Annotated in this window: 15 protein-coding genes; 8 read left to right on the top strand and 7 right to left on the bottom strand. The window is 53.4% G+C overall.

The annotated features are described in order from the left end of the window. Positions 1-116: 116 nt before the first annotated feature. The 4 genes from BLU89_RS09965 to BLU89_RS09950 are packed head-to-tail and all read right to left on the bottom strand — an operon-like array spanning position 117 to position 4,058. The gene (locus tag BLU89_RS09965; RefSeq protein WP_074736688.1) at positions 117-854 is read right to left on the bottom strand and encodes an SDR family oxidoreductase; all 738 of its coding nucleotides are present in this window, start codon (positions 852-854) and stop codon (positions 117-119) included. Further along, positions 851-2,176: an FAD-binding oxidoreductase gene (locus BLU89_RS09960; protein ID WP_074736687.1), complete on the bottom strand. Its 1,326-nt coding sequence runs from the start codon at positions 2,174-2,176 to the stop codon at positions 851-853. The genes BLU89_RS09965 and BLU89_RS09960 overlap by 4 nt, the downstream gene beginning before the upstream one ends. Beyond that, entirely contained in the window at positions 2,173-2,598 is a 426-nt protein-coding gene (locus BLU89_RS09955; RefSeq protein ID WP_074736686.1) for a GtrA family protein, read from the bottom strand. Before BLU89_RS09955 ends, BLU89_RS09960 begins: the two co-directional genes overlap by 4 nt. Then, positions 2,595-4,058, bottom strand: a complete 1,464-nt coding sequence (locus BLU89_RS09950) for a UbiA family prenyltransferase (RefSeq protein ID WP_074736685.1) — start codon at positions 4,056-4,058, stop codon at positions 2,595-2,597. The genes BLU89_RS09955 and BLU89_RS09950 overlap by 4 nt, the downstream gene beginning before the upstream one ends. 501 nt (positions 4,059-4,559) lie before the next feature. Between BLU89_RS09950 and BLU89_RS09945 the strand changes: the two genes are divergently transcribed. Together BLU89_RS09945 and BLU89_RS21255 are read left to right on the top strand one after the other, a co-directional pair. Further along, complete coding sequence (locus tag BLU89_RS09945; RefSeq protein WP_083347735.1) at positions 4,560-5,330, top strand: WecB/TagA/CpsF family glycosyltransferase; 771 nt, start codon at positions 4,560-4,562, stop codon at positions 5,328-5,330. A gap of 700 nt (positions 5,331-6,030) precedes the next feature. Beyond that, on the top strand, positions 6,031-6,930 hold the full coding sequence (locus BLU89_RS21255; RefSeq protein WP_143030554.1) for a hypothetical protein: 900 nt from the start codon (positions 6,031-6,033) through the stop codon (positions 6,928-6,930). Here BLU89_RS21255 and BLU89_RS09935 read toward each other — a convergent pair. Beyond that, positions 6,924-7,772, bottom strand: coding sequence for a CpsD/CapB family tyrosine-protein kinase (locus BLU89_RS09935; RefSeq protein ID WP_074736682.1), 849 nt, complete (start codon positions 7,770-7,772; stop codon positions 6,924-6,926). The two genes, BLU89_RS21255 and BLU89_RS09935, sit on opposite strands and share 7 nt — an antisense overlap. 14 nt (positions 7,773-7,786) lie before the next feature. After that, on the bottom strand, positions 7,787-8,608 hold the full coding sequence (locus BLU89_RS21700; protein WP_245709734.1) for a GumC domain-containing protein: 822 nt from the start codon (positions 8,606-8,608) through the stop codon (positions 7,787-7,789). Between the two features lie 117 nt (positions 8,609-8,725). Between BLU89_RS21700 and BLU89_RS21695 the strand changes: the two genes are divergently transcribed. Continuing rightward, positions 8,726-9,166, top strand: coding sequence for a hypothetical protein (locus BLU89_RS21695; protein WP_245709733.1), 441 nt, complete (start codon positions 8,726-8,728; stop codon positions 9,164-9,166). Between the two features lie 173 nt (positions 9,167-9,339). Here BLU89_RS21695 and BLU89_RS09925 read toward each other — a convergent pair whose 3' ends face one another. Continuing rightward, positions 9,340-10,455 (bottom strand): ExeA family protein, encoded by a 1,116-nt coding sequence (locus tag BLU89_RS09925; protein ID WP_245709732.1) that lies wholly within the window; start codon positions 10,453-10,455, stop codon positions 9,340-9,342. A 765-nt stretch (positions 10,456-11,220) separates the two neighbouring features. On the opposite strand from BLU89_RS09925, the gene BLU89_RS09920 reads away from it, so the two are divergent. The 5 genes from BLU89_RS09920 to BLU89_RS09900 all read left to right on the top strand — a co-directional run bounded on the left by BLU89_RS09920 (position 11,221) and on the right by BLU89_RS09900 (position 23,681). Then, positions 11,221-11,913 carry a sugar transferase gene (locus BLU89_RS09920; protein WP_074736680.1) on the top strand — a complete coding sequence of 231 codons (693 nt, stop codon included), beginning with the start codon at positions 11,221-11,223 and terminating at the stop codon, positions 11,911-11,913. A gap of 66 nt (positions 11,914-11,979) precedes the next feature. Beyond that, positions 11,980-14,409, top strand: a complete 2,430-nt coding sequence (locus BLU89_RS09915) for a tetratricopeptide repeat protein (RefSeq protein WP_074736679.1) — start codon at positions 11,980-11,982, stop codon at positions 14,407-14,409. Positions 14,410-14,796: 387 nt separating this feature from the next. Beyond that, positions 14,797-15,510 (top strand): polysaccharide biosynthesis/export family protein, encoded by a 714-nt coding sequence (locus tag BLU89_RS09910; RefSeq protein WP_245709730.1) that lies wholly within the window; start codon positions 14,797-14,799, stop codon positions 15,508-15,510. 20 nt (positions 15,511-15,530) lie between these two features. After that, on the top strand, positions 15,531-16,943 hold the full coding sequence (locus BLU89_RS09905) for a hypothetical protein (protein WP_074736678.1): 1,413 nt from the start codon (positions 15,531-15,533) through the stop codon (positions 16,941-16,943). 294 nt (positions 16,944-17,237) lie between these two features. Further along, positions 17,238-23,681: a type I polyketide synthase gene (locus tag BLU89_RS09900; RefSeq protein WP_074736677.1), complete on the top strand. Its 6,444-nt coding sequence runs from the start codon at positions 17,238-17,240 to the stop codon at positions 23,679-23,681. The last annotated feature ends 2 nt before the right edge of the window (positions 23,682-23,683 follow it).

Raw genomic sequence — 23,683 nt, 5'->3', positions numbered from 1 at the left:
ATATCTGTACAGCAGGTACTGACGTCAGATTGATCGGCGTTGTGAAGGGGGAGGCATGCACGCGCTCAAAAAACTCAATGGGTCCCGGTCCTACGGCGTCGACAGCTGAATTGGTGCTATATACGCATTTTCTTGAACAAAAATTCTGGAATGCTGCGTATTACTGTCATGATAAAGGCCCAAACAGGTTTGGAATACACGATATTCTTCCGCTTTTTTGTCGCTCGGACGATGGCTGATGCTACTTCGGAAGGTTGAGCCGTGAGTTTTTCAGGCAAATCCAGACTCTCTGTCATTTTAGTGTCTACAAAGCCTGGTAGAACCGTAACGACATGCACACCCTTTTTTGACAGGCGATTGCGTAAGCCTGAAAGATATGCGGAGAACCCAGCCTTGGCTGATCCGTAGATATAATTTGTTGCCCGCCCGCGTTCACCCGCCACCGAACTGATCCCCACCAATGAGCCTGATGCACGTTTCTCAAACCTGTTTGCCAACACTGCGAGAATACTGGCTGGGCCTTCGAAATTGGAGCGTATGATCTGTGCTGCGCCCAGTATGTCTTTTTCATCTTCCTCTTGATTGCCCAGTGCTCCGACCGCGCAAACGACAATCTCGGGCAGTTCGGGTAGACCGTCGACGAATTCTGCGTGACGCTCAACATCAAGAACATCAAAGTCGTGCAGAGTAACTTGAATTTGATATCTGGTTTCGAAATCATGTTTGATGATCTGTAGTGTTTCAGAGTTGCGGGCAGCCAATTGAATAGGATACCCGTGTTCCGCGTATTCGTGCGCGGTTGCTTGGGCGATGTCGGAACGCGCGCCAAGGATCAGAACCGGACCATTGCTCATAGTTTCAGCCTTTCTGATTGCATCGAGGCAAAACGCTCTGCCGCCCCGCTAGTTTGTCTCATCGTTTCGAATTCGGCGACGCGCGCAGCGTCGGTTGCGCGGAGGGACTGAGCATTCATAATGCTGTCTTTGGCGAGATAGATCCGCCCCCCTCCTTTCGCAGTCATCTGACCCAGTTTTTGGATCAGTGAAACCGAGCCGTTGGAGATCGGGAAATCCAGGGCCAGAGTATACCCTTCCATTGGGAACGAAAACCGGCTTTCCTGTTTGCCGAAGCGTTTGAGCACCGCAAGAAATGATCCGCGCCCTGACGCTGCTATTTCCTCTAACATGTCATTCAAGCTGGTTCGCGCATTGCCCAGCGGCAGAACGCATTGAAATTGCGCAAAACCTTTGCGCCCATAAATCCTATTCCAATTCATGATGGAATCTAACGGGTAGAAATAACTGTTCCAGTTAACATAGCTGGTTGCGTCGCCGCGTTTGCCATTCCAATAGTAGAGCGCGTTAAAGGCACGAACGGAGTACGTGTTCAGGCAAAATCTCGGCAGACTGAAAGGCACCGCCAATTTTGGCTTGGACACCGACGGAAAAAGGTTCGCGCGACACTTGTTGGGCAATTCGCTCAGCGTGGCGTGTTCCCCCAACATAACCAAGGATCGCCCCAGAGCGTCGCCGCTGCTCAAGCAATCAATCCAGGCGACCGAATAGGTCGCGTCAAGCGAATCCTCAAACATGTCGATTGCTGTGTCGAGGTTTTGTGCAACATGAGTGGTTTGCCGTATCCAACCGGTGTTGACTGATCGAAGACGCAACGCCACGCGCAGGATTACGCCTGTAAGGCCCATCCCGCCGATCGTCCAATTGAACAATTCTGCATTCTCAGTACGCGAGCATCGCATTACGTTGCCATCGGCGCTCATAACGTCCAGCCAGTCGATACAATTCCCGAACGATCCATCAACGTGGTGGTTCTTGCCATGGACATCGGCTGCCACCATGCCTCCAAGGCTCACGAACCGGGTGCCTGGTGTGACGATGGGAAACCATCCACGCGGCAGGAAGGCTTTGATAATGTCGGACAATAGTACCCCGGATTCGGCGACCAACTGACCTGATTTGGGATCGAACGAAAGCATGTGGCTAAACTTGCGCATATCGATCGTGTTGGTCCGGTTCAGCGCGCTGTCGCCATAGGCCCGCCCATTGCCTCGGGCAATGGCGTTTGATTTAAGTACCGACTGCGAAAGCTCCTCTTCGCTGCGGGGTTTGCTGAGCTGGCAATCAACTACCGGGTATTTACCCCATCCGGACAGTTTCATCTGGATGCGCCAACCGATAGCATAGAGTTGGTAAAGACAAATCTGCGATCCAAATGAAACTTTACGACATACCCGATGGCGAGGCCCAGGATCGCACCCACTTCACGCATCATATCCGTCCGCCAGATCAGCCAGAACGTGGTTTCCATACCCCAAAATATAAATGTCGTGACGATCCCCATCGCGGTATAAGCTGAAAACTTTTTGCCGTGATCCGATATTCCGCCGTTAAGGTCATAGAAGATCCAGCGCTTGTCCAGAATGTATTTTAGCACCAACCCGACTGCCGTTCCGACCAAAATCGCCGGGATCAATGCGTTGTCGCCAAGAACATCGAAAACGAACCGTTGCGCCCCAATATTGGCTACTGTCGCGAGGGCGGCAAAGAAAGAATAACGTAGAACGAGGGTTTTCAGGTTCACAGGGCAGCGCCTCCAATAACCAAGACGGCTACAAGTAAAAAACAAATCCGGCTTACACGATCTCGGGCTGCGAAAACGATGGGATCGTCGTGCATATGGCCTCGGTGGGTAATCATGATGACGCGGCTAATCCAATATAGCAAAATAGGACAAATGCCCCAAAGCGCGACAGGCCAGGCATAAAGTGCGACAACGCCTGGGGAATTCAAGTAGAGCGCCAAGACCAGAACCGAAAGGTACCCGGACGCAACAGCCATCTGCGTCATCACCGGAAGATCGTCGACTTGATAGTCTCTCCCCGATGTTTTCAGCGTTCCGCGTTTGGCACTATCCACCAACTCGGCCTGCCGTTTGACCGCCGCCAGAGAAAAGAACAGGAAGATCGAAAATGCGAGCAACCATACTGACAAGCCGATTTCGGTGGCGGCTCCGCCTGCAATGATCCGGATTGTATACAGACCGGCAAGAGTGCAGACATCCACGATAAGCTTGCGCTTGAGTGCAACGGAGTAGGCAGTGGTGAGGCCGAAATAGATCACTATGATTCCGGCGAAAGCCAGATTGGTAAGCGCAGCGAGCATACCCCCTGCAAATAACAAGCCCCCAGCCATCCAAATGCCATGCGAAACTGGAATTGCACCCGAAGCGAAGGGTCGGTTCCGCTTGCGCGGATGTTCGCGATCAGCTTTGAGGTCCAGCAGATCGTTCACAACATAAACGCTCGACGCAATCAGGCAGAATGACATGAATGCGAACAGGCTGTTGACCATCGTATGAGTTGTAAAACTATGTGCCGCGATCATGGGTAGAAACACCAATACGTTTTTCACCCATTGATGCGGACGCATCGCCCTGAGATATGCCCGGCGCGAGACACCACCTGTAGTTAGATGTTCAACCTCACAATCCAAGTGATTCACCTTATCGCGCAAAGCGCCCGAGGCGTTGACCGTGATCGCTTTGTTGGCTTTGTCCCAGACAGCGAGGTCGGCGTTGCTGTCACCCACGTAGGCGAACCCATTTGCACCATATTTCTGTTCAAGGAACTTGGCCTTATTTATGCCCTTCAGATTAATGTTCCCGTCAGAGCCATAAACGGCGTCGAATACGCCGACATGGGCAGCGATCTGGTCTGCGATACGTTGATCCGAAGCTGTGACAAGGACCGCCGGATTACCACTTTCGCGCCAAGTTTTGATGTATTCAATGACCGCTTGGTTATAAGGAAGGGCGTCGACGCTCACCTGCCCCAGATCTTGCAGCTTCGATTTCAGTGCAGCGCGGCCCTTTATCAACGCGACAGGTGCAGCGAACATTGCCCGCCAATTCTGAGAAATCGATGCCCAGAATGTTTCGTGAAGCATATCAGAAGCAATCAGCGTACCGTCCAAATCTACAGCAAGAGTGGTGCCCTGACCCTGTTTGGTTTCACATCCCGGTGAGGCAGCGGAAGCATTCATGTCACTAGTCCTTTTGAACAACCAACAATCGATACCAACACTGTTTTTCCCATCCGCATCGCAGCAATAATATCGCTTCGCTCCTCACATCAAAGCGTAAAAAGCTCAGCACAGATGTGCAAGATTATCTATGTATTATGATATATTTTGGGCAGTATTTTATCATACCGAATCTGCAAAGACCCCCCATTTCTGTTTGCGAGTGTTGCCTTTGATGAGCCGCGCGTGTTGGGCGAACCCTGAAGTGATGCAGATTATGACGATGGGCAGGGTTTTGGAGGCATCGACAAACACTTCGAGGCTGATTGCGCTTTTTTCGAGATCACCACAACCATTTAACGTTTGCGGCGAAGCTCAGAGTCATAGTTTCGACCAATGTGGAAGTAGTGCTTGAACACCAATACTGAGATGAGTTGCGAGATTTCATAGACATCCAAACAAAAACGGGGCATCAAAAACGGAGACTAGCCAATATTTTTCTTGATGATTTGTGATTTTAAAATGACTGAATCCAGAACTTATGCAGAGACAGAATTCTTAGATTTAGTCAGCTATACCACTCATGGCGAGCTTCTGGATAGCGTGTCAGACTATTGGCAAAACTGCCGGGGGTTTGCACTTGCGACGCTGAATCTGGATCACATAGTCAAGATGCGCCACATGCCAGAATTCTTCGAGGCTTATAAAGCGCACACTCATGTCGTTGCGGATGGGAACCCAATCGTATGGCTATCGCGAATTGCGGGGCGCCCTATCGAGTTAATGCCGGGTTCAGATTTGATTCTTCCCCTGTCAAAGCTGGCAGCTGAACAAAATGTTCCGATTGCCCTATTAGGTGCAACCAAAGAGACTTTGAATCTGGCTGCAGATCATCTGGAACAGGCCTACCCCGGATTACGAGTCGTTGCCCGAATTGCACCTCCTTTTGGGTTTGACCCGGCAGGGGACGATGCCGCATCGCAGTTAAGAACAATAAGGGCTTCTGGCGCAAAGCTCTGTTTTCTTGCTCTGGGCGCTCCGAAACAGGAATTGCTTGCCGCTCGTGGGCTGGAATTGGCTCCGGAATGTGGTTTTGTGTCAATCGGCGCGGGCCTTGATTTTATATCAGGTCGTCAGTCCCGAGCCCCACGCTGGGTCAGAATGCTCGCGCTGGAATGGCTTTGGCGCGCGCTGGGAAACCCCAGCAGGCTTGCAGCGCGCTATGGTCGCTGCATTCTAATATTGCCGGGTTTGTTCTGGCAGGCACTGAAGCTCAGGTATCTGCGAAATTAGGTATGAACAGCTTGTTTTCTCAATTAGTTTATCGAGTATGGCCTTAAGGTTTTTCTGCACACTCTATGCCATCTGCCTGTTTGGGTCAGCCTGCGCCGAAACAGCCCGACTGGGGATTTCCGATCTCATACAAGTTGCCCCGTTCGGTTGGATAGTTCCGAAATTGGACCTTCCTGAACCAGAATCTGCAATTCCGGTGATTTCTTCCGATGAACCAGGCACAGCTGCCAATATTCTGCGGCGATTGGATGTGCGCAATCAGGCAGCAGGCTTGAATGGCGTACTGTATGATAATCGCGACCGGTCGCATTCAGCTTTGCCCATGGGCCTGTTTCCTCAGATATCACACCTAGATTATGCTCAGGAATTGCAAGCCACCAGTTTGGACTATGGGCTTGCCGGCGAAATACTGTTTCCCTTACCCACACTTGGCAATTCTTCCACCGCAGTCACAGGTGGCGATGCTCCGCGCAGTCTTGGGCGATTGGCGATGACTACTCCAATGTCGCCTGCGAGGCAGTTCCGGGGTTATGCGACCAATCATTTGTATGTCTACCCCGAGCACCGGGATCATGATGAAGTCGACCTGTTCCCCGCAAATTGGCCATATATGGTTATATCGCAAGGGTCATCCGGCTCTGATCAAGCGTTTTTACGTGCATTTGCCATGACGCTCGCGGCTTTTCAGCCAGAAACGCGTATGCGTCTGGAAGAAGAGAAACTTATTGCCCCTACTCTGCAAATGATCCTGCGGCGCTCGTTAAAAGGGTCTTATGGTGCAGATGCGTATAAGTCCGGTTCAGCACACCCCACCGTGTTTGAAATTGAGAGCCTGTCCCCAGAACGTATGGTTTCGCTCGCGGCTTCGATCGCCCCAGAGGATATCCCATCAATGATCCGGATGAAGGTTATTTCCGAAGATTTTGGACCGGATGCCGATCTGGCGGGTTTGACCGAGCAGCATTTCACAACCCCATCCGCGATTGCACGGATCTGGCGCGGACCGGAATACAAAAAACAAATCACCCTTTCGGTGGAAGATACAAAAGACCCCAATGGGCGTGACTTGCAGTTTTTTTGGACCGCGCTGCGTGGAGACCCTGAGAAAATCCACTTTAGCCCGACAGAGGATGGCCAACAGGCCACCATAGAAATCGCCTGGCACGAGCCGATTGCGATTAATCCTCGCCATCCTCGCCTGACATCACGGGTAGATGTCGGCGTGATCGCCTGGAACGGCGCTCAGTTCAGTGCACCGGCAATTCTGTCCGTTAGCTTTCCTTCGCACCAGCTTAGGGAGTACAAGTTAGATGAAGCGGGTGCGATGCGATTGCACACCATAGATTATGATGCGGAAGGACGATCTGCACCCTACGATCCGCTACTGCATTGGTCCGCAGCGTGGCAGGATACGTTCGACTACGATCATGCTGGTCAGCTGAATCAATGGCGCCGGGTCTCTGCGGATGGCAGCATAATCGACTTTGCCGCCGATGGTGCTTCGTCATCGGACAAAACAGTTGACTATCAGATGATCAAATCACCGAACGGGCAACCTGTGTTAGAAATGCAGAATGCGGAAGAGATTGAGGCTCAATAGCCATAACTATCTGCTTTGTTCAGATAACGGCATTTGTTCAGCACAACACCCATAAGGTTGGTTCGGGCGCTTATTTCGCTTTCACATTTCTCGAGTTCTTCGGCAGTTGTACTGTCGGCGGCGGCAACCAGAAGCACGCAATCAATCTGGTCCAGAAACGCATACGTATCATCACATGCTAACATCGGCGTCGTGTCGAACAACATCACATCGGGTTTGTAGCGCTCTTCCAAGCGGTCGATGACATGCGCAGAACCTTTGTCCTGCAGAAGCTCGGCAGGATTTTTTGCAGGCATACTGTTGGTGGCAAAGGCGAGTTTACGTTCGAAGCACAACATATGTTCTTCTGGCGCACTTTCTCGTTCAAGCGCATTTGCAAAGCTGCGTTGTCCTGTAGGATTCAGAAGCTTGTCAATGGACGGGCGACGCATATCTAGGTCGATAACCATCGTTTTTATGTCACGCTGACGCGCAAAACTGAAAGCCAGATTCAGACATAAAGTGGTTTTTCCACAAGCCGATCCAGGCGAAGTGATTGCAACGCGACGCCAATTGTTGCTTTGCATCTGATGAATCATTCTGGTGCGCAAAACATCAAATGAGGCTGCGTCTTCGCCTGCCTGATCGGCGATGATGCGCGCCCGATGCAGTTGACGTGGGTCCAATTGGATTTTGGTCAATTCCGCCCAGAGCTGGTCTGCAGAAGAATGCGGGAGAATTTGGTCTTGCTGGTCGTGTTCAAAGGCAAGCGCAGGAGAAGTCCCCCCTTTTGCCTTCTCCGGTTCATCCTGATCCTGTCTGGATTCGCGGGCTTTCTGGATTGCTGCCTGAATACGTTCCATCGCGTCTTTCTCCGTTAACCCAGATTGAAACGATTAAGCAATGAATCGACACCAAGCCGTTCGGAAACTTTCTCTAAGAAAAGATCAAGCGGCAAGTAGTATTGATGGACTAGATACAATCCGATGCAAACCGCGGCGATAGGGACAACAAAGCTTGCCGCAATCACGCTGCGTCGGAACAGCCGCTCACCGGCGGTTTGAATATATGGAACCGTTCCAAAAACTGGAGCGCCAAGCCGTGTCGTGACATCTATAGGGCGCCGAATAGTGTTGTTGAGCAACTCCAGAAGTAAAAACAATCCCGCCGAGAGGCCAATTCCCCCAGCCACTCCGGCTGCCGCAAATTTTTTGCGATTGGGCTCTGATGGGCTGTTGGGAACCACAGCCTGCTCAGTAACCGTTATGCGTTGGCCGCGAGATTGCGCCTCGATCTGATCCCCCGTGCGGGCCTCAGCCAAGCTGGCTGTCGCTTGGGCATATTGAAGTCGCAGATTTTCGTAGTCGCGCTCCAGCGACCCAAGCGCGATTGCGTTTGTCGGCGTGGTTTCAATGGATTTTGCAAGCACCGCCAGCTCATTGTTGATGATGGTTTTCTGCTCTTCGATGAATTCTATCTGACCATCTATGTCAGAAACCTGCAGCTCAAATGCGGTGAAATTGGGGGCAGACTCGGTCCCTAGACCAAGTTTGATATTGGCGGCTTCAAGTACTGCTATCTGACCGTCCAGAGACTTAATGCGCGGATGATCGGGAGAATAGATAACAAGGGCCGAGGCTCTTTCATCTTGCAACTGTCGCAAGCGCCGTTGTTCTGGGGTAAGGCTTTCGCCCGCCAAATCCGACCGTCCGGTGCGTTCATAGATATCAATCAGACGCGCACGCCGGTCTCGTAATCCGGACAGTTCCCGATCAAGTTGAAGAAGCCTTTCCTGCAACGATGATTGACGGTTTCGGTGGTAATCCAGACTGTCTGGCAAAGCGTCTTTATGGGCTTCTTTGAATTTCAGAATTTTGGCACCCTGATCACCCAACTCAGAGTCCAGTCGCGCCACTTCCTGAACAAAAAAGTCCAACGTTTGACCCGTTACATTTGTCCGCATGGCGACATTTTCCTGCAGAATCTGGGTTACCAGCTCATTAGTGACCTGCGCCGACATTTCACCAGTTGGCGCAGCGAAAGAAACGGTCACAAAGGAAGCGCGGTTAAACGTGTTGAAGGGCAGCTCAATCTCAATTCTGGAACGCATATCGTCCACAACTACATCCGGCGTTATGTCGGGGACGTCTTCGTAGATCCTAAAACGCCGGGCGAGGTCCAACAGATTGGCCCGCGTCAGAATGCGCTGCTGGGTCACTTCCAGTATTTCTACAACGCTCGCCTGAACTGTCGATGAGGCAAGCTCTCCCGGAATTTGGGGGGATTCCACGACAAGTTGAGCCTCTGCCTTATAAACAGGTGGAAGGCTTACCGCGAGAAACAGCCCGCCAGCCGTGCAGAACAGAAACACGAAAGCAAAGAGAGGCAACCGCCTTAGAAACAACGACAGATAAAATCGAACATCATTCATCATGACGCCAACCCGCCTTCCTCACTTGGCAGGCTGGCTGCAAAAAAAGCACCGTCGGCCAAAACCAATTCTACCGTATGCCGCACGACGCCTTTTCGTCCGCGCGTAAATGCATAAACCAAGGCCAGATCGCAGAGCTGATTTACCAGCCTTGGAACACCGCCTGTCAGCTCATAGATAAGGTCCGTTGCCGCAGGGCTGAAAAAATTTCTTTCGGCACCAGCCACTTCCAGCCTGTGCCCGACATATTTTCTTACTGTTTTCACATCCATTGCACGTAGATGGAAACTGGATGCAACACGCTGCGCAAACTGGCGCATATCAGGGCGCCGGATGATTTCCTGCAACTCAGGCTGACCCACCAGAACCAGTTGTAAAAGTTCATCCTTATTAGAGTTGATGTTCGTAAACATTCTGAGCTCTTCGAGCGATTCAGCGCTCAGATTTTGGGCTTCGTCAAATATCAGTATAACCCTATGCCCCCGTGCATACTCATCAATCAGATGCTTTTGGAAGGTGGCAAATAGATCGACATAGGTCGCATCTGCCGGCGCTGGTTGATCCAGCGACATCAGAACCCAGCGCAAAAGCTCTCCTCGATCACCATGAGCATTGGAGATCAAACCAATTTTCACATCGCTGCCAACTGATTTCAGCAGTTGATGCAGGAGTGTCGTTTTGCCAGCGCCGACTTCTCCTGTAATCAAAGTAATCGGTGCGCGTGTAAGTATGCCGTATTCCAGCATCGTATATGCCTGCAAATGTGCTTGAGACCAGAATAGAAAGTCGGGATCGGGCAGCAGAGAGAACGGCCGCTCCTTCAGCCCAAAATGGGCAGTATAAATATCGAGCGAGCTGCCGTTGTCCGGCGCGTTGGGCGTATGGGCAGGGCTGATGCTCAAGTCCTTGTACTCATTTGCATTCGGGGCCTGTTTGTGTAGTCCGAGATCATTATTGCACGGTATTTGAACCGATTGCTTAGAATTTTCTGACAAATCCATGCCGAAATCATGGGTTTGTGACAAAATTTTATGCTTGTTTGATCGTCTCCACCGGCGTCGCAGAAAAAGCCGCGCCGACTCTTGTTCTTTTGCAGAAGGAACTCGATGAGACATGAATCTCTGCTTTCTCCTGATCAGGGTGAATCAGCAGCCCAGAAACAAGCAGGCCATCGATCCACAGCAACCAACAAGGCCCTCAGTTTGATCAGAGTGGGCCTCTCTACTTTTACACGAAACGCCTTTGGGTACCAACTCACTTGAGATAAGGCAATTCCAACTGGCCTCAAAGATCCTCTCAACATGTTTTGCGATCATTTCGGCGTACACGGCCGGTTACCCCGGCCAATGGTTCGATCAGGTCCGATTGTCTTCGAGCGACCAACCAACACTACCTTTGCGAGGTTCGATTCAACAATTGCACCGCGCGCACCTCTTCGTAAAAAATATATATAATTCATAATACTAATAGTGGTTCACCTCGTAACTCATTCACGACAATAACAGCTCAGTTGCCTTCGCACTGTGAAGTATGTGACTCTCTGACCAGGTTAACCTGGGACAAGGACAAGCCAGTATTGTCGCACAATTGCCGAACACCCCTTTAAGCCCTCAGGTCCATAGGTTGATCAAAGTACGGAAACAATTCGGCTCTGATCATCAGATTGGCCTTGATGTAGTCCAAGTTTTTACTTTTTTGCATTAGTGGGTTTGAGCTATTGCTTAAAATAGTGTTAAGATGATGGCGTGAATACGGCTGCAGACTTAATTCTGACATAAATCATACTAGCAGCCGAAGTTGTTTAGAGCCCTACTTTCAGGGCATGTGTGGGTAAATTGGGCCGTTTTGTAAGGCCTTTGGTAAAGAGTGAAATATAGATTATGACTGTTCAAGATACCAGTTTCTCGTGCTATCTCCGCTCCGCATCTCAGACGAATGGCATCGTCTCAGCGTCTTCCGAATCGCCGGGAGCATATCCTCAGATTTTCAAACGCGCTGTTGATCTTGTATTTGTCGTCCTCGCGCTGCCGATTGTTCTTCCGTTCATCCTTGGCATGGCGGCGCTTATTGCTTGTGATGGCACGAATCCATTCTATGGACAAAAGCGCGTAGGACGAAACGGCAAACTCTTCACGATGTGGAAGTTACGTAGCATGGTACCCAACGCCTACACGCAGCTGGATCGTTATCTTGCTGACAATCCGGCTGCTCGCAAAGAGTGGGACGAGACGCAGAAGCTCAAGAACGACCCACGGATTACTGCGCTTGGCCGTGTATTGCGTAAAACATCTCTGGATGAGTTGCCGCAACTGTTCAACGTTCTGACAGGGGATATGAGCCTTGTCGGCCCGCGCCCCATGATGCCAGATCAGCAGGGGCTCTATCCCGGCACAGCATATTATGCATTGCGTCCGGGCATCACCGGTCTGTGGCAGGTTTCGGATCGAAATGAAGGCAGCTTTGCCAGCCGGGCTGACTTTGACGCGACTTATTCCGAATGCCTGTCATTTAGGACGGACCTGAGTGTCTTGTTCGCTACAGCCGGAGTGGTGCTGCGCGGCACTGGTTACTAAGCCTCTTCAAAATGTGAATTTAAAGCCGCATTCTGTCGGCAGGATTGCCCTGCTGGAAAGTTACTGATGTTGCACCGTCTGTCTGTTCTGCCACTTGCCGTGATAATTACCGCGTTGTTTCTGACTGGGTGCGATGACTCAAAAAAACGCGCGGAACGGCATTATCAATCTGCACTTGAACTGCTGGAAGAGGGTGATGTCGTTCGTGCTCTGGTCGAGCTGCGCAACGTGATCAAATTTGATGTTGAGCACAAGGATGGACGCCTCCTTTATGCCAGTATGCTGGCAAAGACGGGCGAGAAACAGGAAGCGATAAGCCAGTACTTGCGCGTTGTTGAACAGAACCCCGATAATGTCGAAGCCCGCATTCCTTTGACCCGCTTGCTTTTGGAGTTTAACGCCTGGGAAGAATCTATTCGCCATGGCAGGGCCGCCCGCGAACTGGCGCCAGAGAACAGTGATGTTGTTTTCCTGAACGCGGTTCTAGATTTTGGAGAAGCCACACAATCGGGTGATACTGCAGCTCTGGATGCGCCGAAGGCAATTGCAGAATCCGTGCTTGCAGAGAATCCATCCGACCGTTTGGCATGGCGTTTGTTAGTCAACTATGACGTTACAGCAGGAGATTTTGATCGTGCTTTGCGACGGATTGATGAAGCGCTTACACATCTGCCCGATGAATATGACCTCTATGTGATCAGGTTGAATATCCTGACCGCTCAAAGAGAAGATTTGGCGATCGGTGAAGCACTCCGGGCCATGACAGAGCGTTTTCCTGAAGATCTGCCCGCTCGGAACATGCTGCTTGCTTGGTATATGGAGCAGGACGATCTGGCAGCAGCCGAAGCATTTTTGCGCAAGCTTGCAGAAGCGCCTGAAGCTGGCCCAATCGAAAATCTGCGGATCGTTGATTTCCTGCGTCAAACCCAAGATTCCGACTCCGTTCGGAATGAGCTGGATCGCTTGATCGCCGAGAACCCGGAACACAATACATATCTTGCGACCCGCGCAGCTCTGGACTTCGAAGAAGGGAATTCAGACGCGGCAATAGCTACGATGCAAGAGCTGCTGGACGGGGCAGAAGCTTCGGAAGAAACGGCAAATCTAAAGGTAAACCTCGCGCGGATGCTGTTCAGCACCGGTGATACGCCCGGTGCGAAAGCACTGGTTGATAAAGTGCTTTCTGAATCGCAAGGCCATGTCGAAGCTTTGAAAATGCGCGCGGCCTGGCAGATCGAAGATGATCGTCCCGAGGATGCCATCCTAACACTTCGTGCCGCTCAGGCGGGTGCGCCCCGCGATCCCGGTATCATGGTGCTGATGGGACAAGCCCATGAACGTACCGGCGCCCGCGAACTTGCTGGCGAACGCTATGCGCTGGCGGTCGAAGCCTCTGGTCGTGCATCCGGGGAATCCTTACGTTATGCAGAGTTCCTGCTGAAGTCGAACCGTCTGGATGTCGCTGAAACGGTACTTACGGATGCGCTGAATGTGAATCCCTTCGATATCGATCTGCTGGCCGCCATGGGTGAAATTCTGCTGCGCCAACAGAGCTGGGATCGTGTGACGCGCGTGGTGTGGCAGCTTCGGGCGCAAGGAAGTCCAGATGGTGATGCGGCCGCTGATCGAATCGAGGCCGCATTGCTGGTGAGCCAGCGCCGAACAAACGAAGCCGTCGCGTTCCTGAGCGAGCTGGTTGAAGCGGACGGAAACAACATTGTGGCTCTGTCCAATCTGATTGATGCGCTCATTCAGGACAACCAAGTGGAAGAAGCCCGCGCGACACTGAATGAACGATTGACGCAGGATCCCAACAACCCGAATCTGCGATTTATTCAAGCGGGCCTACAAATTGTTGAAGGCGACGTGGATAAGGCCGAACAATCCTACCGGGCCTTGCTGACGGATTTCCCCAGCGATGTGCGGGCTTTGCGTCAACTCAGCCGCATTCTGATTTCTCAAGGACGTGAAGAAGAATTGACCGCCGTTATAAACACCGCTGCGGCCGCTGAGCCGGATGCTTTCTTACCCAAGTATCTGCGGGCCGGACAACTGGAACGTCTGCGTGATTACGAGGGTGCCATCGAAGTTTATGAAGAACTTTATCTCGAAAATTCGGGCAATCAGATCGTTGCAAACAATCTGGCCAGCCTGATCACTACTTATCGTGATGATGAGGAGAGCCTTTCAAGAGCCTACGCGGTTGCGCGGCGGTTGCGTGGTTCTGATGTCCCTGCATATCAGGACACTTACGGCTGGATTGCTTTTCGCAGAGGCAACCTTACGGAAGCGCTGGATTACCTGAATTCTGCGGCATCCAATTTGCCAGGGAACCCCTTGGTTCACTACCATTTAGGGGAAACCTACGCAGCGCTAGGACGCAATGAGAATGCAATAGAGGCGTTAACCAAAGCGGTCGAGTTGTTCGGTGATCAGCAAGTTTCGCAGGCTGATAGAGCGCGCGAGCTATTGAGCTCTTTGCCTTCTGACGAATGAGTTCGTCTGGCGTCACATTCGCCTCTGTCAGTGCGCTGTCACGTGTTCCGGGTAAGAAGGGCAGGTCTTTGTTGGACGGATTATCAGTGCGGCACCCACTCCAAAGACGAACACACAACCAGAACACACATAGATGAATAAAGCCGTACCTAAAGATGATCCAATCAACAGAGCTGTGGCGCCGGAGGCAACTCCAACAATAACTCCCATCAAGATTAGTCCGACAATCATTCTTACGAAGTCCTCAACGCTACTGATTAACTGCTATTTTCTTGCGTTAATGCGGCGAAGCAAAAGCGCAAATATGGCACAATTATGTCATTGCCCCAAACAAGCAGATGGCATCGTAGCCAAGCTGCATCAAGAATCGACCAACTTTGAGATTGTTTGAAGAAAACGTGGCATTTCAAAAAAAAGAAAGCCAAAATGAGCCGGTGTAATGTTTGCGAGCATCCGGCGAGAAGTCGGAATGGGCTCAAGGCAAAACGGAAGAGTATGAATATGAAATCTATTGTCGCGTTGCTCGTCTCAATCATCATTGGCTCTATTGCTTTGCCGGTCATGGCACAAGGTTACAGAATTCAATCCGGGGACACGCTGCGTATTGAAGTTCTGGAAGATGAAAGCCTGAATCGAGAGGTTCTGGTGCGTCCCGACGGAAGAATCAATGTGCCGTTGGCAGGATCTGTACGTGCCGGAGGGCGAAGCGTTGAAGAGATCAGCGGTGATCTTGCGCGATTGCTCGCTCCGAACTTTGCCTCTCAACCAAATGTGTTTGTGTCGCTCGGCGCACTCAACGTACCAAGAGAGCCACTGCCGGCGCGCACAATAGATGTATATGTGATTGGGGAAGCCGGTTCACCGGGCCGGCACAACCCGGTGCGCGGGACAACGATCCTGCAGTTTTTCGGAGAAATGGGTGGGTTTTCCAGGTTTGCGGCCACAAAGCGAATAATGCTACGCCGCACGGACAAGTCAGGCAAAGAAACAGTGTACCAGTTTAACTATGATGCGATGTTAGACGGCACGGGTACAGGGGGATCGACTAAGTTGGCCGACGGTGATGTGATTGTAATCCCGCAACGGCGCTTGTTCGAGTAACCCCTAAAAGGGGCGGTGCAGTGAAGCAAAAGTCACTTCTGCAAACGACGATTTTTGCCGTTGTTTGTCTTGTGGTAATCAATAGCGATCCAGCCAAAGCTCAGGGTGTGGATCTGGACCCTGGCGGCACTCAGATGTCGCTGGGCATTGCGCAACGCATAGAATCCGGAGAAAACCTCACCCTCGATGTCCCTGAAGAAGACCAGGGAACAATTGCGTCCACGATCTTGTCCTTCGGATTGTCCAGCGAAACCCCGATTCAGAGCCTCAGCCTGGATGCGGTTACTGCGCTGCGCTGGTCGGATTTACCCGATAGAGGCAGTGAGTTCGATATTGGCGATTCAATATTCGACCTTGATTATATCCGTGAGGGCGCCAATGCCGGCCTCGATTTTGGAGCAAACTTTTCAAGTTACGATATCGGATTTTCGCGTTCGCTAAGGACTTTTGTCGATGACGAAGGCGTTCTGCAGATACCGTCTGATTTTCCCGATCTGACGGGTGATGGCACTCGGCGTGAATACAACCTTGCTTATCAGATGGATTTCGGACGACAGGATCTGATTGGATACTATTTCCGGGTGGATGCGCGGGAGCTCCAGTATATTGACCAAACAAGCCCGACACTTTTTGATAGCAGTACTATCAGTGCCGGAGCGGGCATGAGTTTTGTCCTGTCTCCTGTGACGACGGCTACGCTCGATTTTAGTGCCGAACGTTTTGAGGAAGATGACGAAGATCAAAGGGATCGAAGAACCCGAGACATTATCGTTGGAATATCTCACGAACTTTCGGCGCGCACGCGCGTTAATTTTGGGCTTGGGTATACCGACATTGATGATCGGCGTGATATCGCAGGAGATACCGTCACTACCGGTCCGATCGGAGACTTTGGTATTGAACATGACTTGACCAACGGCACTGCGACACTCGACTTTGGGACGGAACTCGCAACGGCCGGGCGTCTAAATCGTGTGCGGGTTGGCCGCAGCCGGGAAGTCTTTGGCGGCAGCCTGTCGGCAAGTCTGGGTGTTGCGCACACCGATGGTGGCAAAACTGAACCAATTGGCTCATTAAACTATGAGCAGGTCTTTGGCGAAAACGAGCTTCGAGTGTTTTTCGACCGCGATGTCGTGATTACCGACGATGACGTGTTTCGCGACGAGTACATTCTGGATATCGTTTATACCTTTGGTCTGGGCCCCTCATCACGACTTGGTTTGTCGGCAACACAGGTACTTACTGACGACACCGCCGTTGACCCGCGGGTTAAGCGTACGGACCTAAATGCAGTGTACAGTTATGAACTTGAATCCGAGTGGGTAGTTAACGCCGGCCTGAACTACCGCGTCCGAGATGAAGATGGCTTGGGGCGTGCGACGAGCCCTCTTGCGTTCTTTTCAATCGGTCGAGAATTTGCATGGAGGCCTTAATCAGAATCACATGGGTTCTGTCGTTCGCTTTTGAAATGTCGCCCGGTACAGCGCCGGAAGATCAACAATAGCGGAATAACAGCAGGATTGACCGCAAGTTTAAATTTCCACCTAACAAGTCTTCTTCATGAATTTTGGTTCGCCAGAACTGATTTGCCAAAGAAAAATGTCCTTACTAGACTAACTACAACGCCCGACAGGCTGGCAAGAAAGTCGTCGAAAAACTCAGCTATCGGACACAAGCGCTGTTTGCAGAAGTTTGCCCAGAAAGATTATATTCGAATTGGTTAAATAATGGATGGTTCAATAGTCAATAGTTCTGCCAGGGACGGCGACATCGCAATCGTTGGCATGGCTGCACATTTGCCCGGTGCGTCTTCAATCGATGCCTATTGGTTCAACCTGCGCGACGGAACGGAATCTATCCGCCAGATCAGCAGGGAACATCTTCTTGCTAATGGCGAATCTCCGCATCTTCTCGAACGGCCTGACTATGTTCCGTTTGCCGCACCTCTGGACCGGTTTGAAGAATTTGACGCCGAGTTCTTTGGTCTTTCCCCCAAAGAAGCAGCTATTATGGACCCTCAGCACCGCCAGTTTCTGGAGGTCGCATGGGAAGCGATGGAAAACGCGGGGCATCCGCCAGAGAATTTTTCCGGGCCCATTGGCGTCTTCGCTGGCTGTGGTATGGGCAGTTACTTCTATTTCAATGTCTGTTCAAACCGAGATCTGGTTGACGATGTGGGCATGTTCCTGTTGCGCCATACCGGCAACGACAAGGATTTCCTTTCGACTCGACTGAGCCATATCCTCGACCTCAAAGGGCCAAGTGTAAACGTGCAGACCGCGTGTTCGACCTCGCTGGTAGCAACGCATTATGCGGCGCAGGCCCTGTTGACTGGCGAATGCGATATGGCAATTGCAGGCGGAGTTACGATCGAATTCCCCCAAAACAGAGGGTATATCTACAAAGAAGGAGAGGTGCTGTCGCCTGACGGCCATTGCCATGCCTTCGACCATCGCGCCCAAGGCACCGTATTTGGTTCTGGCGCAGGCGTTGTCGTTCTACGACGCCTTTCCGATGCCATCAAAGATGGCGATCATATCTGGGGCGTGATCCGCGGCACGGCAATCAACAATGATGGGGCCGCCAAAGCCGGATATTTGGCGCCTTCCGTCGACGGCCAGGCCGCCGCGATCTCTGAGGCGCATTTAATGGCAGATGTAACTGCCGACACAGTGGATTACATCGAATGCCACGGCACAGGCACCTATCTGGGCGACCCGATCGAAGTGGCTGCGTTGACACAGGCGTTCTCGGAGACGACGCAGGAAACGGGGTTCTGTCGGTTAGGTTCGGTCAAAACCAATATTGGTCATCTGGATACAGCCGCTGGTGTGGCAAGTCTGATCAAAACCTCTCTGGCGCTGCATCACAAGCAGATCCCCCCCAGCCTTGGGTATGAAACGCCCAACCCGGCGATTGATTTTGAAAACAGCCCCTTCCGGGTGAATGACACCCTGACTGAGTGGATCTCGCACAAGGGGCCGCGTCGTGCCGGGGTAAATTCTCTGGGTGTTGGCGGAACAAACGCCCATGCCATTGTGGAGGAAGCGCCCGAACGCACCGCGTCCGAACCTTCGGATTGGCCGTTTCAAATCCTCACGGTTTCGGCGCGGGGCAAAAAGGCACTGGACGCCAACAGCGCGGCACTGGCCGAGCACTTGCGCACCAATCCCGATCAGGACCTGGCGGACATCGCTTGGACTCTGAAAAACGGGCGGCGCGGGTTTGAGAAACGGCGTGTGATTGTCGCTGAAACCCATGAGGAAGCCGCCGCGATCTTTGAGGAAAATGATCCGCGCCGGGTGTTCACGCATACGGTGATCTCGGACGCGCCCGAGCATGTGTTCATGTTCCCCGGCGGAGGGGCGCAATATGCAGGCATGGCACGGGACCTCTATGAGACCGAGCCGGTCTTTGCCGACTGGATGGACCGTGGTCTGGATGTTCTGCAGGCCAAGATCGACTACGATATTCGCACAATTTGGTTACCCAAACCGGGTCAGGAAGAGGCGGCAGATGAGAGGTTGAAAACACCCTCGGTGCAGCTGCCGCTGATCATGATTACCGAATATGCGCTGGCGAAACTGTGGATGGAATGGGGTGTGACCCCCACCGCGCTGGTTGGCCATTCGATGGGAGAAAACACCGCCGCTTGCGTGTCCGGTGTTATGTCGTTCGAGGATTGCATCGGTCTGGTGCACCTGCGTGGGCGTCTGTTCGATACGGTTCCTGCCGGCGGGATGCTGAGCGTCCCCTTGCCCGCCGTCGATCTAAGTCCGTTATTGGGCAATGACCTTGATTTGGGTGCTGTCAACGCCCCAAGCCTGAGCGTTGCAACTGGACCGCAGGCGGCGCTGGATGATCTGGAAGAACGCCTGCACAATCAGGGCGTCGACTGTCAACGCATCCCAATAGATATCGCGGCGCATTCGCGGATGCTGGAGCCGATCCTGCAGGATTTCGGCGACTATCTGCGCTCGATTGAACTGAAGGCGCCGCAGATCCCATTCCCCTCGAACCGCAGCGGTAATTGGATCACCGAGGCTGAGGCCACGGACCCCGAATACTGGGTCGGTCATCTGCGCAACACCGTTCATTTCGCCGATTGCATCACCACACTGTCCGAAAACCCCGAACGCATCTATATCGAGGTTGGGCCGGGAAAAGCGCTGGCCTCGCTGACCGGGCAACATGACAAGGTGGACGCTAATCAGGTGATCAGCAGCCTGCGCCACCCAAATGATAATGTGGCTGACGATGCCTATTTTCTGGCCATGCTGGGCCGGGTTTGGGCATTGGGCGGAACGTTCGACTGGGAACAGATCTGGGGTGAGGCGCGCCGCAACCGGGTACCTCTGCCGACCTATGCCTTCCAGCGTTCGCCCTATTTCATCGAACCCGGCAAGACGCAGGCGGAGACGGCCAGCCAATGGTTGATGCGCACTGAAGATAGCGCCGACTGGGGCTATCGCGTTGCCTGGACGCCAAAATATTCGGCTTGCGATGTCGATGTGACGGACGATCTGTCAGATGCGGCGCAGGAAAGCTGGCTGATATTTGCAGATAACGCCGGACTCTGCACCACCTTGACAGAGCGTTTGAGACAAGCCGGGCATAAGGTGATCACAGTCACACCGGGAGATGCCTTTGCGCGGATCAATGAGGATCACTATCAACTTGCCCCGGAACGTGGGCGCGAAAGCTACGATGCGCTGATCCGCGATCTGGTCGCGCAAGAACGCATTCCGACCCGGATCGTGCATGGCTGGCTGCTGACACAGGCCGAGACCTTCCGTCCCGGCGGCAGCTTCTTCCACCGCAATCTTGAGCAGGGCTTTTACAGCCTGTTCTTCTTGGCGCAGGCGATCGGGGATGAAGACCTGCCGATGCCTCTGCATCTCCATGTGCTGAGCTCGGGCGCATTGCAGGTTCGGGATGAGGCCCTGCCCTACCCGGAAAAAGCGACTGTCACTGGCCCGACCCGTGTGATTCCGCGCGAATTCCCCGGCCTGACCTGCGCATTGCTGGATATCGATCTGCCACAAAGCGCTGGCAAACGCCGCGCGCCTGCCCTGCCGGAAGGCCTGGCGGATCAGGTGCTAGAAGATCTGCTGGCACCGCCCGCGTCGTTCACAGCGGCAATCCGCGCAGGCAAACGTTTTGAACAGGGCTATCGCCCGCAGGCTCTGGCAGAACCTTCTCTAGACGACCTGCCCCTGCGCGACGGTGGCACCTATCTGATCACCGGCGGTTTTGGCGGCATTGGCCTGACGCTCGCCGAAGCACTTGTTTCTAAGGTGAATGCCAATATCGTTCTGCTCGCGCGCGGCGAGCTGCCACCACGGGACCAATGGGAAAACGTTGTGAGTAACTCGGCCCCGCAGGACAAGATCGCTCGCCGTATTCGCGCCATCCAAAAGCTGGAAGCTGTTGGCGGGAAAGTGTTGCCTATGTCGGTGGATGTCAGCAACGTCGAAGAGATGCGCCAATGTGTTGCCAGCGCGATGCAGGAATTCGGCGAGATCAACGGCGTAATCCATGCCGCCGGGTTGATCGATGACGCTCCTATCATGACCAAGACCATGATGGAGATTGAGGATGTCTTTACCCCCAAGATTCACGGCACGCAGGTCATCGACCAGATCTTTCCTGATGGGTCGTTGGACTGGTTGGTTCTGTTCTCGTCCAGCTCGACGGCGACAGCACCGGTGGGTCAGGTCGATTATGTGGCCGCCAATGACTATCTTAACGCTTATGCCCGCGCCCGCGCAGGAGGGAGAACGCAGGTTCTTTCAATCAACTGGGGCATCTGGGCCGACGTTGGCATGGCAGCCGACGCGATGGACGTGCGGACCGGGACCATTGAACCCGCACCCATCACCTCGGCGGATGTTCCGATGCTGGATCAGGCGAGTTTCGATGACGCTGGCAATCGCCTGCTGACTGCGACCTACAACGCCCATGACCGTTGGTTCCTGAACGATCACCGGACCAAGGCTGGCCACGCTCTGGTGCCTGGTACCGGTTATCTGGAGCTGGCCTCTGAAGCGCTGCAGGTACAGGGCGAAACTGGCCCGTTTGAAATTCGAGACCTGTATTTCCTGCGCCCGCTTGCGGTGTCGGACAGCGAAGATCAACAGGTCCGACTGCGCCTGCCCCGCAGTGATGTCGGCTATGATCTGACGGTCGAGAGCGGGTCCAATGACGCGTTCGAACTGAATGCACAGGCCAGCCTGTCGCTGCTACCACTGATCGCGCCTGCGCCGTTAGACGTAGCGGCCATCGCGGCCCGCTGCGGCCCGGCCCATCAGGCCGAGGGTGCAGGGCGTCTGCGATCCCCACAGGAGGCGCATCTGAATTTTGGTCCGCGCTGGCGGGTACTGACCTCGACCGCGCTGGGGCAGGATGAAGGTCTTGCTCATCTAGCACTGCCCGAGGGCCTGCAGACGGATATGGAGGCAGGCTATCACCTGCACCCTGCCCTGATGGATCTGGCCACAGGCTGGGCGATGGAATTGATTGCGGGATATCAGGCCTCACACCTGTGGGTGCCGGTCTCTTATCGATCCGTGCGCGTGTTTGCCCCGCTGCCTGCGCAGATCGTCAGTTGGGTCCGCAATGCGGGCGACAACCGGGCCGAGGGCGAAACCGCCAGCTTCGATGTCACCATCGCCGCTCCGGATGGAACGATCTGCATCGAAGTTGAAGGCTTCTCGATCCACCGGATGGAGGATGCGGTGGACTTCGCCTTCACCGAAAGCGCCCCTGCGGTCACTTCTGAGGTCGATACCCCGGCCCCCTTGTCCCCAGCCGAAGATCGTCTGCGCCATAACCTATCTCAGGGCATTCCTGCGGCCGAAGGGCCCAATCTGTTCTTCAAGGCGCTCGCCAGCGGACAGTCGCAGATCATCCTGTCCTCGCTTGATCTAAGCGGGTTGATTGCGCAGGCTGCCGACAGTGGGGCATCCACCGAAAGCACTGATCAGAAGTTTCAGCGGCCTGAGTTGGACTCAGATTATGTCGCGCCAGAAAATGACATCGAACGGCGCTTGGCCGGGTTCTGGCAAGAGCTGTTGGGCGTCGATGAGATCGGTGTCGAAGACAGTTTCTTCGATCTCGGCGGGCACTCTCTAATCGCGGTACGTCTGTTCGCGCAGATTCGTAAAGCCTATAACGTGGACTTCCCAATCTCGGTCCTGTTCGAGGCGCCGACCATCCGTAAATGCGCCGACCTGATCGCCGCCCGCGGTGTGCCGAAAGACGGAGGTGAGGGAGACGCACCTTCTGCAGCCCCAGCCACGCCGGAACGCCGCTTTACCCATCTGGTGCCGATGCATTCCGGTGAAGGTGGGCCAAAGACACCATTCTTTCTGGTGGCGGGCATGTTCGGCAACGTGTTGAACCTGCGCCATCTGGCGCATCTGGTAGGCACTGACCGACCCTTCTATGGCCTGCAGGCGCGCGGACTTTATGGCGATGAGGAACCCCATCGCGATCTGCGTGAGGCCGCCACCGATTATATCGCCGAGATGCGGCAGGTACAGCCAAAGGGCCCGTATATGCTTGGTGGCTTCTCGGGTGGAGGCATTACAGCCTATGAGATCGCGCGCCAGTTGACCGAGGCCGGTGAAGAGATCGCCGCGATGATCATGCTGGATACGCCCTTGCCCGTGCGCCGTCCTCTGACCAAGCGAGACCGCCTGATGATCCAGTGGCTGGAGATGCGCGACAAGGGTGCAAGCTACCCGATCGAATGGGCCAAGAACCGGATCGCTTGGGAAATAGAAAAACGTCAACCCAGAAACGAGACGACCGAAACAGGCCAGCAGTTCCATGACACTGAAATCGAGGCCGCCTTTCTGGAAAGTGTGGCGACTTACCCGCTGCGCCCGTGGGATGGCCCTCTGACACTGTTCCGCCCACCATTGGTTGGGAAGTGGGAAGTGGGCCCAGACCAGTTGATACATCCTGATCGGCACTATCTCACTCATGACAACGACTGGACATCCTGGGCACCGCAAATCGAAGTGTTTGAGGTTCCGGGCGACCATGACTCGATGGTGTTGGAACCTAATGTCCGTGTGTTGGCAGCGCAGATGAAGACCTGTCTGGAAAATGCCGAACGTAAGGTCATGCGCCCACGCCCCACCCTGCAGGAAGCGGCGGAATGAGT

This window comes from Ruegeria halocynthiae (assembly GCF_900106805.1).
Taxonomy (GTDB): Bacteria; Pseudomonadota; Alphaproteobacteria; order Rhodobacterales; family Rhodobacteraceae; genus Ruegeria; species Ruegeria halocynthiae.
This window is presented reverse-complemented; position numbering and strand designations above follow the sequence as displayed.

What these genes read in the sequence shown, in the direction of transcription:
- BLU89_RS09960 (WP_074736687.1), bottom strand. Translation starts at nt 2,176, where the DNA reads ATGAAACTGTCCGGATGGGGTAAATACCCGGTAGTTGATTGCCAGCTC.
- BLU89_RS09920 (WP_074736680.1), top strand. Translation starts at nt 11,221, where the DNA reads ATGACTGTTCAAGATACCAGTTTCTCGTGCTATCTCCGCTCCGCATCT.
- BLU89_RS09965 (WP_074736688.1), bottom strand. Translation starts at nt 854, where the DNA reads ATGAGCAATGGTCCGGTTCTGATCCTTGGCGCGCGTTCCGACATCGCC.
- BLU89_RS09935 (WP_074736682.1), bottom strand. Translation starts at nt 7,772, where the DNA reads ATGGAACGTATTCAGGCAGCAATCCAGAAAGCCCGCGAATCCAGACAG.
- BLU89_RS21255 (WP_143030554.1), top strand. Translation starts at nt 6,031, where the DNA reads ATGCGTCTGGAAGAAGAGAAACTTATTGCCCCTACTCTGCAAATGATC.
- BLU89_RS09900 (WP_074736677.1), top strand. Translation starts at nt 17,238, where the DNA reads ATGGATGGTTCAATAGTCAATAGTTCTGCCAGGGACGGCGACATCGCA.
- BLU89_RS09925 (WP_245709732.1), bottom strand. Translation starts at nt 10,455, where the DNA reads ATGTCTCATCGAGTTCCTTCTGCAAAAGAACAAGAGTCGGCGCGGCTT.
- BLU89_RS09915 (WP_074736679.1), top strand. Translation starts at nt 11,980, where the DNA reads ATGTTGCACCGTCTGTCTGTTCTGCCACTTGCCGTGATAATTACCGCG.
- BLU89_RS09945 (WP_083347735.1), top strand. Translation starts at nt 4,560, where the DNA reads ATGACTGAATCCAGAACTTATGCAGAGACAGAATTCTTAGATTTAGTC.
- BLU89_RS09950 (WP_074736685.1), bottom strand. Translation starts at nt 4,058, where the DNA reads ATGAATGCTTCCGCTGCCTCACCGGGATGTGAAACCAAACAGGGTCAG.